The 13,083-nt window shown below is 49.6% G+C and carries 10 protein-coding genes and 1 pseudogene; 10 read left to right on the forward strand and 1 reads right to left on the reverse strand.

The features are described from left to right. Positions 1-2 precede the first annotated feature (2 nt). Genes secD through mfd form a run of 10 tightly spaced genes read left to right on the forward strand, consistent with a single transcriptional unit; the run spans position 3 to position 12,097 of the window. Positions 3-1,619: a protein translocase subunit SecD gene (secD, locus tag K6J72_RS00100; RefSeq protein WP_221279536.1), complete on the forward strand. Its 1,617-nt coding sequence runs from the start codon at positions 3-5 to the stop codon at positions 1,617-1,619. After that, positions 1,606-2,568, forward strand: coding sequence for a protein translocase subunit SecF (gene secF, locus K6J72_RS00105; RefSeq protein WP_221279537.1), 963 nt, complete (start codon positions 1,606-1,608; stop codon positions 2,566-2,568). The genes secD and secF overlap by 14 nt, the downstream gene beginning before the upstream one ends. 15 nt (positions 2,569-2,583) lie before the next feature. Beyond that, on the forward strand, positions 2,584-2,925 hold the full coding sequence (locus K6J72_RS00110; protein WP_053941027.1) for a DUF6394 family protein: 342 nt from the start codon (positions 2,584-2,586) through the stop codon (positions 2,923-2,925). After that, complete coding sequence (gene leuS, locus K6J72_RS00115) at positions 2,925-5,363, forward strand: leucine--tRNA ligase (protein ID WP_221279538.1); 2,439 nt, start codon at positions 2,925-2,927, stop codon at positions 5,361-5,363. The genes K6J72_RS00110 and leuS overlap by 1 nt, the downstream gene beginning before the upstream one ends. A gap of 3 nt (positions 5,364-5,366) precedes the next feature. After that, the gene (lptE, locus tag K6J72_RS00120) at positions 5,367-5,867 is read left to right on the forward strand and encodes an LPS assembly lipoprotein LptE (protein ID WP_221279539.1); all 501 of its coding nucleotides are present in this window, start codon (positions 5,367-5,369) and stop codon (positions 5,865-5,867) included. Beyond that, a complete protein-coding gene (locus K6J72_RS00125; protein ID WP_221279540.1) occupies positions 5,864-7,003 on the forward strand; it encodes a folylpolyglutamate synthase/dihydrofolate synthase family protein in 1,140 nt (379 codons plus the stop codon). The genes lptE and K6J72_RS00125 overlap by 4 nt, the downstream gene beginning before the upstream one ends. Then, positions 6,993-7,892 (forward strand): M23 family metallopeptidase, encoded by a 900-nt coding sequence (locus K6J72_RS00130; RefSeq protein WP_221279541.1) that lies wholly within the window; start codon positions 6,993-6,995, stop codon positions 7,890-7,892. Before K6J72_RS00125 ends, K6J72_RS00130 begins: the two co-directional genes overlap by 11 nt. Then, positions 7,879-8,817: a M23 family metallopeptidase gene (locus tag K6J72_RS00135; protein ID WP_221279542.1), complete on the forward strand. Its 939-nt coding sequence runs from the start codon at positions 7,879-7,881 to the stop codon at positions 8,815-8,817. Before K6J72_RS00130 ends, K6J72_RS00135 begins: the two co-directional genes overlap by 14 nt. Continuing rightward, positions 8,730-9,125, forward strand: coding sequence for a bactofilin family protein (locus K6J72_RS00140; protein ID WP_221279543.1), 396 nt, complete (start codon positions 8,730-8,732; stop codon positions 9,123-9,125). The genes K6J72_RS00135 and K6J72_RS00140 overlap by 88 nt, the downstream gene beginning before the upstream one ends. Next, positions 9,122-12,097, forward strand: coding sequence for a transcription-repair coupling factor (gene mfd, locus K6J72_RS00145; RefSeq protein ID WP_221279544.1), 2,976 nt, complete (start codon positions 9,122-9,124; stop codon positions 12,095-12,097). Before K6J72_RS00140 ends, mfd begins: the two co-directional genes overlap by 4 nt. Here the strand turns inward: mfd and waaF are convergent. After that, positions 12,069-13,042: pseudogene (gene waaF, locus K6J72_RS00150) on the reverse strand (lipopolysaccharide heptosyltransferase II). The gene mfd and the pseudogene waaF overlap by 29 nt on opposite strands. Positions 13,043-13,083 lie beyond the last annotated feature (41 nt).

The raw sequence follows: 13,083 nt of genomic DNA on the forward strand, positions 1-13,083 counted from the left end.
CCGTGCAACGGGTTTTTAACGCACGGCTCTTAGCCTTTATTTGTGCTTTGATCTTTGGCGTGGGCTTTGCACTGCCCAGTTTTTTACAAACCAAAGGCCCTAAGATCACTTTGGGGCTAGATTTAAGGGGAGGGCTTAGTTTGCTTTTGGGTGTGGGGGTGCAAGAGGCTTTAAAAACCAAGTATGCCTCCATCGCCTCCTCACTCGATTACGCCTTTAAGCAACAAAACATCCTAGTCCAAGATTTGCACTCGTCTTTGCAAGGCGTGTCTTTCACTCTCCTAGACAAGGACGATGAAAAGGGCGTGGATAAGATTTTAGAGGACTTGCGCAAGGATGGGGTGGAGATTTTCACCACGGGCAACAACTACACCCTGCGCCTCTCCTTTAGAAAAGCACAGGCTTACAAACAGCAAACCGTGGTGCAGGTCATCAGCACCATTAAAAACCGCCTCGATCAATTCGGCCTAGCCGAGCCAACTGTACTCCAACAAGGCAAAGATGCGGTGTTGGTGCAACTGCCCGGGATCGACAGCATTGAAGAAGAACAGCGGGCAAAGGACTTGATCACCAAATCCGCCCACTTGCAAATGATGGCGGTGGATGAAGAAAAGAACGAATATTTAGACAACCTCACCGATGAAGAGATCAAAAGGCTGGGCGATGTGGTCTTGCCCTATGCGGGTAGGGGTGGGCAGGCTTATGGGCATTTGCTTTTAAAGGCGATCCCCATTTTAGATGGGGAAATGCTGACAGATGCGCAGGTGGTCTATGATAAAGACAACCGCCCTGTGGTGAGTTTCTCTTTAAATGCGCAAGGGGCGAAGATTTTTGGCGACTTTTCGGGCGAAAATGTCGGCAAGCGCATGGCGGTGGTCTTGGATCATAAAGTCTACTCCGCCCCCTACATCAGGGAGCGTATCGGGGGTGGTAGCGGGCAGATCAGCGGAGATTTCACAGTCGCGCAAGCCAGCGACTTAGCCATTGCGCTAAGAAGCGGGGTGTTGAGCGCGCCCCTTGTAGTCCTAGAAAAGCGCATCATCGGGCCTAGTCTTGGGGCTGATAGCATTAAAACCTCGATCGTGGCTTTGATCGGGGGCTTCATTTTGGTCATGGTTTTTATGATCGCCTACTATGCTTTGGCAGGCGTGATCGCCAGCGTGGCCCTCATCGTCAATTTATTTTTAATCATCGCCGTGATGGCGATCTTTGGGGCGACCTTGACCTTGCCGGGCATGGCGGGCATTGTGCTGACCGTGGGGATGGCGGTGGATGCAAACATCATCATCAATGAACGGGTGCGCGAAGGCTTAAGGCGCAATGAGAGTGTTGCACAAGCCCTGCACTCGGGCTATGCCAACGCCTCAAGGGCAATCTTTGACTCCAACCTGACCTCTCTCATCGCCTCGTTCTTGCTTTATGCCTATGGCACGGGCTCGATCAAGGGCTTTGCGCTCACCACGAGCATTGGCATTTTGGCCTCGATCCTCACGGCCATTGTCGGCACGCAAGGTTTTTACCAAGCCATTTTGCCCAAAATCTCGCGCAACAAAAATTTGGCGTTGTGGTTTGGCATGTCTAAGCAAGTTTCTCAAAGGGGGCGTAGTGGAGCTGTTTAAGAAAGTCAAAATCATCAATTTTATGGAGTACTCCAAGTGGGGGCTTGCAGCCTCCACGCTTTTAGTGATCGCTTGTCTGGGACTGATCTTGTTTAAGGGCTTTAATTTGGGCGTGGATTTTGCGGGCGGGAGCGTGGCTCAAGTGCGCTTCACCCAAAAAGCCCCCATCGCCAAAATCCGTCAAGCCTTTGCTGAAGCACAATTTAGCGGCGTGCAGGTGAGTGCCTTTGGCTCGGACAAGGAAGTGGTGATCAAAATCCCCGTGGGCAAGGTGCATAAGGACTTGAGCACCGAGATCACCCACATTTTAAAGCCCTTGGGCAAGTTTGAGATCCGCAAGCTAGACAGCGTGGGGCCCAAAGTGGGCGATGAGCTCAAACAAAAGGGCGTGCTCTCTTTAGTCTTGGCCATCCTTGCCATGATGTTGTATGTGGGGGTGCGCTATGAGTGGCGTTTTGCGCTGGCTAGCGTGGTGGCCCTTTTGCACGATAGCTTGATTACCGCCACCAGTGTGATTGTCTTCAATATTGATTTAAACCTGGAAGTCATCGCCGCCATTTTAACCTTGATCGGCTACTCGATCAACGACACCATCATCATCTTTGATCGCATCAGAGAGGGCATGCTCACCAAGCGCACGAACGACTTAAATTTTGTCATCAATGAAGCGGTCTCTAGCACGCTCACAAGGACTTTATTCACCTCTTTGACCGTGTTTTTTGTGCTCTTGGTGTTGTATGTCTTTGGGTCTAAAATCTTGGTGGGCTTTTCCCTGCCCATGCTCATTGGTACGATCGTGGGGACTTACAGCTCGATTTTCATCGCCCCCAGAGTGGCGATTTTGCTAGGCTTTGATTTAGAACGCTACCACGAAAACGAACTAAAAAAAGCAAAAAAGAAACAAGAAAAAGAACGCTTGCGCCGCCAATACGAACACGGGCGGGTTTAGGCACAAAGGAGAGCTATGGACTGGGGTCGGGTTGTTTTCACAATCTTTAGTTTGGTGAGTACCACCTCCATTGCGGGGTTTTTGTACGAGCCGAATGTGGTGATTCTCTTTGTGGCAATGGCTCTAAACCTCATCGTGACCACGCTTAAGATTGGGGTACAAAAGCAATTTGCCTCCGAGTTGATGGGGGGCTCTTTGGTCGCCCTCTTGCACCTCATGCCCGCCTTTGTCTTTTTGCAAATCCTCAATAATTTGATCTTTGCCTACACCTTGATGATCGGGGCATTGATCAGCAATGTTTTTTGTTTGGTGCTTTTGGTGATCGACAGCATTAAAAATACAGATGTGGAATACTGATGCAAACTTATAACCCTAAAGAAATTGAAGAAAAATGGCAAAAGATTTGGGCCAACACCCGCGCCTTTGAACCGAGCAACGATTTTAGCAAGCCCAAGAAATACATTTTAAGCATGTTGCCCTATCCTAGCGGAGAGGTGCACATGGGGCATGTGCGTAACTACGCCATTGGAGACGCTTTGGCCCGTTATGCCCGCCAAATGGGCTTGAATGTGCTCCACCCGATGGGCTTTGACGCTTTTGGCATGCCCGCAGAAAACGCCGCCATCAAGCACGGGGTGCATCCTAAAAAATGGACTTATGAAAACATGGCCAAAATGCGCCAAGAGTTTAAGGCTTTGGGTTTTTCTTTTTGTCAAGAGCGGGAGTTTGCCACTTGTGCGCCCGATTACACCAAAATCGAACAGCAATTTTTCATTGAGATGTATGAAAAAGGTTTGGTGTACCAAAAAAAGGCGTGGCTCAACTGGTGCCCCAACGACAAGACCATTTTAGCCAACGAACAGGTGATCGATGGGCGGTGTTGGCGTTGCGATTGTTTGGTGGAGCAAAAAGAAATGCCCCAATACTACTTAAAAATCACCGCCTATGTAGAGGAACTGATAGAGGGCTTAAAAACTTTAGAGGGGCACTGGCCTAACCAAGTCTTGCGCATGCAAGAAAATTGGATGGGTAAATCTAGCGGGATGGCCTTTAGTTTTAACCTTGATGAAAAAAGCCAAGAGTTGTTAGGACACTCTCAAGGGCTGGAAGTTTTCACCACCCGTATCGACACCATTTATGGCGTAACCTTCATCGCCCTAGCCCCCGGGCACCCCTTCGTACAAACCTTGTTAGACAAAGGGGTTTTGACCTCCAAAGCAGCAGAAGAGATTAAAGCCATCCAAAACACAAACATGCGCACTAGGGCGTTGGAAAAACGGGGGGTCAGCTTGCCCCTAAACGCCATCCACCCGCTCACAAAAGAGCTCATCCCCGTGTTTGTGGCTAATTTTGTACTAGAAAATTATGGCAGTGGGGCTTTAATGGGTGTGCCCGGTTGCGACCCTAGAGATCACGAGTTTGCTAAACTCTTGAATATCCCCATTGTGCCCTTGATTGTAGGGCAGGAAGTACCTTACAACGATGAGGGGATTTTACAAAACAGCCATGCATACAATGGCTTAAGCACCACCGAGGCCAAAGAACAACTAAGTGCGCTCTTTGAGGAACAAAAACTAGGGCAAAGGGTCATTAACTACCGCTTGCAAGATTGGGGCATTTCAAGACAGCGCTATTGGGGGGCGTTGATTCCTATGGTGCATTGTCCTAGCTGTGGGCTGGTGTGTGAAAAACTAGAGAACTTGCCCATTTTATTGCCCGAAGATGTTGCGATCGATGGCGAGGGCAACCCCTTAGACAAGCACCCTACTTTCAAAGACTGCACTTGCCCGCAATGTGGAGGCAAAGCACAAAGAGAAACCGACACCATGGACACCTTTTTTCAGTCTAGCTGGTATTTCTTGCGCTACACCACACCCAAAGAACTTTGGGATAAACAAGCTTTTGAGTCCCAAGAGCTCGCCTATTGGATGGGTGTGGATTCGTATATTGGGGGGATCGAACACGCCATTTTGCACCTGCTCTACGCGAGGTTTTTTACAAGGGCGCTTAGGGACTTGGGCTATGTCAAATTAGACGAGCCGTTTTCAACGCTCATCACACAGGGCATGGTACTTAAAGACGGGGCAAAAATGAGCAAGTCTAAGGGCAATGTCGTAACACCCAGAGAAATTTTAGAAAAACACGGGGCGGACATTGCAAGGCTGTACATCCACTTTGTTGCCCCCCCGCACAAAGAATTGGATTGGAATGACCAAGCCCTAGAGGGGGCCGCGCGCTTTTTACGCCGTTTTTACGAAAAGTCCTTTTTAGCCAAGCCTTGTGAAAATGTGCCCCAAATTGAGCCTAGCAGCTTAAGCGCAGAGGACAAACAAGCCCGCCAAAAGGTGCATTTGGCCCTGCAAAAATGCCACGATATTTTTAAAGAAGCCATCCCTAATTATCCCTTCAACACCCTAATCGCTGCGTGTATGGAGGCCCTAAACGCCCTAGAAAAAAGCACAAATCAAGAGGTCTGGACAGAGGGCTATTACATTTTAACCCACACCCTAGAGCCCATCATCCCCCATGTGTGTTTTGAAATCTCACAAAGACTCTTTAATTTAAGCAACTTCAAACCCCTAAAAGTGGATGTAAAAGCCCTAGAGCAAGAGAGCATCAACATCGCCATCACCGTCAATGGTAAAAAAAGGGGGCTTGTCAGCGTGCCCAAAGACATAGATCGAGCAATTTTGCTGGAAACCGCTCGCCAAGAAGTGGCAAAATGGCTTGAGGGGCAAAAGGTGCTTAAGGAAGTGGTCGTGCCGGCCAAGCTTGTGAATTTTGTCGTTACTTAAACAATGTGGCGGGCGTGGGTTTTAGTTTTATTGCTTGGTGGCTGTGGGTATCAGCCCATCGCCAACTTTGCAGATAAAGTGCTGGGTAAGGGGGTGTTCGTGCGCTTGGTGGTGAATTTACCCAACCCTAAAAACTCTGTGGAGTTTAAAGACTTGCTCAATCGCTTCATCGTACAACGCTTCCAAAACACCCTCACCACAGAGAAACAAGCCGACTCCATCATCACCATTGAAATGAAAAGGGTCATCGACACCTCCATCAGCCAAAACCAAGAAGGCTTCACCACCTTTTATAGGGTAACTGTGTATGTTACTTATACTTACGACAACAAAATGGGCACGACCAAGACCTTTGAGGACAATGGCTATTACAACTACGCCGTGTCCTTGCAAGACCCCTTAATCACCTACAACAACCGCCTGTATGCCATCGGGCAGGCTTTGGATCAGACCCTCACGCAATTTGTGTCCCAAATCGCCTATGAGGGCAAGGTGAATAAATGAAGTTGGGGGATTTTCTTGCCACAAAACCCTTTGAACTTGCCCCCTTTGAGCCCAAACGCTTTGAAAAAGCGTATCGCGATTTTTGCCGGTATTTCAAAGACACCACGCCTAAAATCCAAATCATCGGCACAAATGGCAAGGGCAGCACGGGACGCTTTCTCACCCAAAGCTTGGAGGCGAGTGGCTTTAAAGTCTTGCACTTTAGCTCTCCGCATTTGCTAGACTTTAATGAGCGTTTTTACACCAATGGGCAAAATATCGCTCAAGCACCACTAGAGCAAGCCCACGCCCATTTACAAAGCCTGCCCCTAGACCCGAACTTAAGCTACTTTGAATACGCCACACTTTTGGCAGTGGTGTTGGCTAAAGATTGCGATTATATGGTCGCCGAGGCGGGGCTGGGCGGGGAGTTTGACAGCACCACAAGTTTAAACAACCGCATTGCCCTTGTGTTCACGCCCATGAGCATAGACCACACCGACCGGCTGGGCGCAAATTTATTAGAAATCGCCACGACTAAATTAAGAGCAGGGCTAGGCTTAGAGCCCAATACCCCGATCATTTTTGCCAAACAAGAGCCACAAGTGCAAGAGCTGGCTAAAGAGCTGTTGGCTGGGCACAATCTACTTTTTGTTGAGGATTTAAGCCCACAAGCTCTAAAAGAGGGGCAAAAGTGGGGTTATCCGCCCTTTTTGGTGCAAAATTTACAAACCGCTTTAAGTGCCCTGCACGCCCTAAATCTTGCGCCCAAAGCCCTGAAACGCTTAAATTTAAGGGGGCGTTTTGAAGCCCTTACCCCTCATGTCTTGCTCGATGTGGCGCACAATGTGGGGGGGGCAAAAGCCCTAGCCAACGCCTTAAGGGGGCGGCAAGTGGATTTGATTTACAACAGCTATGCAAGAAAAGACGCATTGGGGGTTTTAAAAAGTTTAAAGCCCTGCGTGCGGCATGTGTGGGTCTTGCCCGTGCAAGATAACCAAACCATGCCCCAAGAGAAATTACAAGGGATTTTAGAGCAGCTAAACCTGCCTTATGGGGTTTTTCAAGGGGAGCTAGATCCGCGTAAATCTTATTTGGTGGCAGGCTCTTTTAGTGTGGTGCGTACTTTTTTACAAGGGAGGGGCTTTGGCAGATAAGTTCATGCTCACCATCATCGATGAAAACGGCTCAAGGCAGTGGCGTGTGCCTAAAAACGCCAAAAGGCACGCTTTAGTGGCGGGGGCTATAGTGCTTGCTGTGCTCATCGTGGGGGGCTTGGTGTTGGTCTATTTAGTGCACCGCATCAGTGGGCTCACTTTGGATAAAAACATCATCCAAGCCAATTACCAAAGTCTTTACCATAAGAACAGCAACATGCAACAAGAAATCACCCAAAAAACCCAAGAAATCGCCCTAGTTACACATAAAATCAAGGACCTAGAGAGCATTTTAAAAGTGGAAAAAACCAAAGTAGACAAGTCGTATGAAGTGGACTTAAACGCCCTCTCTCAAGCCAATAAGACCCTCGCCCTTTCCCTCATCCCCAATGGCGAGCCGGTCAAAAGCTACAGCGCACGCCTGAAGGCCAACACCCTCCATAAAAAGTCGCTGGGCCCCTACAACGCCTACAACTTCAGTGTGGCCGCCAACACCCCCGTTTACGCCACCGCCAGCGGGATCGTGGATTTGCTCTTGCAGCACAATTTCCAAGACTATGGCAAATTGATCCGTCTAGAAAACGCCTTTGGCTTCACCTCCATTTACGCCCGCCTAAGCTCCATTGCCATCAAACCCCACGCCTTTGTGCAAAAGGGCGAACTCTTGGGCTATAGCAGCGCGAGCCTGCACTATGAAATCCGCTTTTTGGGGCGGATTGTGGACATGCCCTTGTTCATGGATTGGAATTTGAAAAATTTTAATATGGTCTTTAAAGACGAACAGGTGGATTGGCAAAACCTCTTTTACAGCATTGAGGACATGGTGCAGGTGCAGGGCTATAAAAAAGCCCAAGCCCAAAGTTTAGGGAAATTCAGTGTGGCTCAATAAACGGCTGATTTTAATCTTTACTTACAACGATGGGAGTAAAACTCTAAATATCCCTGTTGTCTATAAACAACTAGCCTATTATCTGCTCTTGTTGGTGTTAGGGGTGTTGCTCTTTCTGGCCATCGCCCTTTACACGCTCGAACACGAAATCCACGCCACAAAAACCCAAACCAAAAAACTAAATAGCGAATACCAAAAGAGCGTCAAGGTCCACGCCCAATTAAACCAACAATTACAAGGCTATTTAGAGGAAATCATGCTCGCCGGAGATCGAATCAATGATTTAGAAGACTTCGTGGGTGTAGATAACAGCCAAGAGGACGACACCTCCCTAACCCAGCGCTTAGATGTCGCTAGCATCACGGGGGCACAAAAGACTTTCATCATGCGCTTCATCCCCAACGATAACCCTTTAGAGAGTTTTACAAGGGTGTCTAGTACCTTTGCCAAACGCTACCACCCCATTTTGCACCGCATGGCAAACCACACAGGCGTGGATTTAAGCACCCCCATCAACACCCCCGTTTACGCCACCGCCAATGGGGTGGTGGGCTTTGCGGGACGGGGGTGGAACGGGGGGTATGGACGACTCATCAAGCTCTACCACCCCTTTGGCTTTAAGACCTACTACGCCCACTTAAAAAAAATCGTGGTGAAGAATGGGGAATTTGTCAAAAAAGGCCAACTCATCGCCTACAGCGGGAGCTCTGGCATGAGCACGGGCCCGCACCTACACTATGAGGTGCGTTTTTTAACCAAGCCCATCAACCCCATGTATTTCATTAAGTGGAACATGAAAGATTTTGACTTTATCTTCACAAAGGAAAGGAACATTGCATGGCAATCTTTGCTAACGATCATAAACAACCTGCTAATGGATCAGCCACCATCATCGCCCAAGGCACCAAGTTCAAAGGCGAATTAAACATCGACTGCCATTTACACATTGATGGCGAGTTTGAGGGCACGATCCACTCTAAAAACACTGTGGTGATCGGTAAAAATGGCGTGATGATGGGCGACATTTTTGCCAACCGCTTGGTGGTGAGTGGTAAGTTTAACGGCAACGCCGAGGCGGATGTGATCGAGATCATGCCCTTAGGCTATGTGGATGGCAAGATCGTAAGCTCCGAGCTCATCATTGAGCGCAAGGGGATTTTAACCGGGGAGAGCCATCCTAGAAAAGATGTGATCCAAAACCTAGAAGAGAACAAAACCGCCAAGCCTTCATGATTCAAGCTAGCCTTTATACCGCTTTGGGCGGCTTTAAACCCACGATTTTAGCCACCAAAGACAGACAAGAGGCCTTAGAGGCTTTGCAAGTGTGGCGTTTTTTTAGTCCCCACACCCCCGTTTTTATGTTGCCTGAACTGCGTGCCCACTACCTTGATGACATGCGCGCCTTTAGCGGCGAGATCAAAGAGCTTTTGAGCACTCTAGGGCGTTTTTACGCTGCGCTAGAGAGTGATCCCAACACCAAGCTTTTAGCCCCTTTGAGCGCGCTCTTAAACCCCCTGCCCTGCCCCAAGCTTTTACAACGCTTTGCCATCACTTGCCTAGAGAGCTATCGTTTACAAGACTTGCAAGAAAAACTAAGGCTCTTTGGTTACGACTTTGTGGATTTGATCGAACTGCCCGGGGAGGCGAGCTTTCGAGGCGACATTGTGGATATTTTCATCCCCGGACAAGCAAAGCCCCATCGCCTAAGCTTTTTAGGTCAAGATTGCGAGGACATCCGCACCTTTGACCCCCACACGCAACTGAGCGACCCGCTTTTAATCGAGCAGATCGAGATCACCCCCGCCCTTTTTAGTCTAGATGCGCCCACACACGCCCTTTTGCAACAACGGATAGAGAAGTTAAACGCCCCTGTGTTCATGCCCGATTTGCCGTCTCTAGGCTTTTGGGTGTTGGAGGATTTGGGGCGTGATTTTTTAACGCAGTATGACACCATTTTAAGTGCAGGGGCCAAGGATCAAGCCAAAGAGTGGCACAGCCTAGAGCCTAGCCCCGCCTTAGAGCGCGCTTTAAGTCTACCCCTTTTGGCCACTCCGCCGCACTGCCAAGACATCCAAAAACCGGTAAACTTGCAAGACTTTTTAGAACTCAACGCCGCCAAAAAGATCACGCTCATTGCCAAAAATGTGGATTTTCTGCCCCAGCTGAGCTCCCCCTTTGAAAGTGCGCTCTCTACCTGTGTGTTGCACTTTTCTACGCCCACACAGATTTTTTTATCCATGCACAGCTATGAGCCCCCCACCAACTACAACCACTCTAAGCTCATGTTAAACGAGCTTGTCCCTGGGGACTTTGTGGTGCATGAAAACTACGGCATTGGGCTGTTTAAGGGGCTTGTGCAACAAAGCGTGCTCGGCAGCGTGCGCGACTTCATCGCCCTAGAATACCAAAACGCCGATCGCCTGCTCTTGCCTGTGGAAAATTTGCACCTCATCGAGCGCTACATCGCCAACCAAGACATGCCCTTGTTAGACAAACTCGGCAAGGGCAGCTTTGCTAAGGTCAAAGACAAGGTGCAAGCAAAAATTTTAGACATGTCTTCTCAAATCATCGCTTTGGCCGCCAAGCGCAATGCGCTCAAAAACGATTGGGCGCACATCGACCCCCATCAAATGCAGGCCTTTAAAAAAGCCTGTGGGTTTGCGCTCACCCCCGATCAAGAGCAAAGCATCGCCGCCATTTTACAGGATTTTGCCAGCGGGCAAGTGATGGATCGGCTCTTGAATGGGGATGTGGGCTTTGGCAAGACAGAGGTCGCCATGCACGCTATTTATGCGATTTTCTTAAGCGGCAAGCAAAGCGCGCTCTTTGTGCCCACCACGCTTTTATGCGCCCAACACTTTTCCACTTTAAAAGCGCGCTTAGAACCCTTTGGGCTAAAAGTGGCAAAGTTGGACCGCTTCAGCAAGGATCAAAAGGCTGTTTTAGAGGGCTTAAAAAAAGGGGGGGTTGATGTGGTTGTGGGGACACACGCCCTCTTAGAGGCTGGTTTTAAAGAACTCGGGCTTGTTGTCGTGGATGAGGAACATAAATTTGGGGTCAAGCAAAAAGAGGCGATCAAGTCTTTGAGCGAAGGCGTGCACTGCCTTAGCATGTCTGCCACGCCCATCCCCCGCACACTCAGCATGGCCTTATCCAAGCTCAAAGGGGTCAGCACCCTAAACACCCCGCCTAGCATCAGGCAGCCTAGCCGCACCTTTGTCAAAGAGAAAACAGACGCGCTTTTAAAAGAAGCGATCTTGAGGGAGTTGCGGCGCAAAGGACAGGTATTTTACATCCACAACCACATTGAGAGCATGCCCAAGGTGCAGGCCGCTCTCTTGAAACTACTGCCCCACTTACGGGTGCAAATCCTGCACTCTAAGGTCCCCGCCCTGCGAGCCGAACAAGCCTTGCTAGACTTTGCTAGGGGGGATTACGAAGTGCTTTTATGCACTTCGATCGTGGAATCGGGCATACACCTACCCAACGCCAACACCATCATCATTGACAACGCCGACAACTTCGGGCTCGCCGATTTGCACCAACTCAGGGGGCGTGTGGGGCGCGGGCATTTGGAGGGCTTTTGTTATTTTCTCGTGCAAAATGTCAAGAGTTTGAGCGATGAGGCAAAGAAAAGGCTCGTTGCCCTAGAGAAAAACTCTTACTTAGGCAGTGGGGCGAGCATCGCCATGCACGATTTGCAGATTCGGGGCGGGGGCAATTTCTTAGGGGCGCACCAAAGTGGGCATATCAAGAGCATTGGCTATGGGCTTTACACAAAAATGCTAGAAGAGGCGATTTGTGGGCGCACTCAGGATGTGGGCGTGGATTTGAAACTCAGTGTGAGTGGGTTTTTAAGCCCCAAGCTCATCGCCAGCGACAGCCTGCGTTTAGAGCTGTATCGGCGTTTGGGCTTTTGCAAGGATTTAGCCAGTGTGCAAGAGATTCAAGCCGAGATGAAAGATCGCTTTGGTGCACTAGATGTGATGAGCGCACAATTTTTACAAATCATCCGGATCAAGATTTTAGCTAACCGCCTAAAAATCCATAAAATCTCACAATATGGGCAAAACATCACGCTATTCATGGGGGGCGATCAAGATGTCTTGTTGAAAGCCCAAAGCAAGGACGATGAGGACATCTTGCAAGCCTTGTTAAGCCATTTACAGGCCCGCGCTAAGATAGAACTTCGTCCACAACCTTGAGCACGCTTGAGGGCAATAGCCGCGTCATGCAGGCGTGGTTGTCGTGTTTGAGCGGGCAGGTGCGCTGTTTGCAGGGTGAGCAGGGCATGGCCTTAGAGAGCAGGGTCGCTTTCTTATATTGCCACGGCCCCGTTTCTCTAGGGTCTGTGGGGCCAAAAAGGGCGATGATGGGGACATTCAAGGCGGCGGCGATGTGCATCGGCCCGCTGTCATTGCAGATAAAGAGGTCTAGGGCGGCGATCGTGTCGATGAGCTCGGAGATGCTTGTTTTGCCGCACAGATTGTGTAAAAGTGGATGGGGTGGCAGCGGTTCTAACACTTCCTGCACCACGCCCAAATCATCTTTAGCCCCCAACACATACACCCCATAGCCCCTTTCCAACAAGTTGGCGATCAGCTCTCTAAAATAAGCGGGCTTCCAGCGCTTGGCACTCCCAAAGGCCGCCCCCGGGCTCACACCTATGTTCTTAGACCCCCCCAGCTCTAGGGGGTTGGCGTGGATGAGTAGAGGGGGTAGGGGGTTTTAGGCACAAGGGGGCTTAACAGGTGGCAATAACTCTCCACTTGGTGGGCATTGATGGGCTTTAGGGGGTGGGTGAGCAAAAAAGTGCGCCCCGTGCGTTCATAGCCGATGCGCTTAGGCGTGTTGGTCCAATAGATCAACAGGGCGGCATAAAAGTGGTTGTTGAGCGTGATCGCAATGTCGCAAGGACCGATGCGTTTAGCCAGCTTGTAAGTGGCGAGGGCGCGCCAAAAGGCCTTTTTGGTGTTGTCCAACACCAGTGTACAATTAGGGGTGTGTCCAAACAGGGCACAGACCTTGGGTGGTCCGACTAAGATAAACTCCGCATTGATCTCTTGAAAATGGGCTTGCAGGATTTGCAAAAAAGGGGTGGCCATCACACCATCGCCAAGCCAATTAGGTAAACGGACTAAGATTTTCATTTATGCACCTTAAAAACCAATATTTGTTATAATAATAGCCA

Source organism: Helicobacter sp. NHP19-003 (genome assembly GCF_019703305.1).
In the GTDB taxonomy this organism is placed as follows: Bacteria; Campylobacterota; Campylobacteria; order Campylobacterales; family Helicobacteraceae; genus Helicobacter; species Helicobacter gastrocanis.

What these genes read in the sequence shown, in the direction of transcription:
- K6J72_RS00110 (WP_053941027.1), top strand. Translation starts at nt 2,584, where the DNA reads ATGGACTGGGGTCGGGTTGTTTTCACAATCTTTAGTTTGGTGAGTACC.
- leuS (WP_221279538.1), top strand. Translation starts at nt 2,925, where the DNA reads ATGCAAACTTATAACCCTAAAGAAATTGAAGAAAAATGGCAAAAGATT.
- lptE (WP_221279539.1), top strand. Translation starts at nt 5,367, where the DNA reads ATGTGGCGGGCGTGGGTTTTAGTTTTATTGCTTGGTGGCTGTGGGTAT.
- K6J72_RS00125 (WP_221279540.1), top strand. Translation starts at nt 5,864, where the DNA reads ATGAAGTTGGGGGATTTTCTTGCCACAAAACCCTTTGAACTTGCCCCC.
- K6J72_RS00140 (WP_221279543.1), top strand. Translation starts at nt 8,730, where the DNA reads ATGGCAATCTTTGCTAACGATCATAAACAACCTGCTAATGGATCAGCC.
- mfd (WP_221279544.1), top strand. Translation starts at nt 9,122, where the DNA reads ATGATTCAAGCTAGCCTTTATACCGCTTTGGGCGGCTTTAAACCCACG.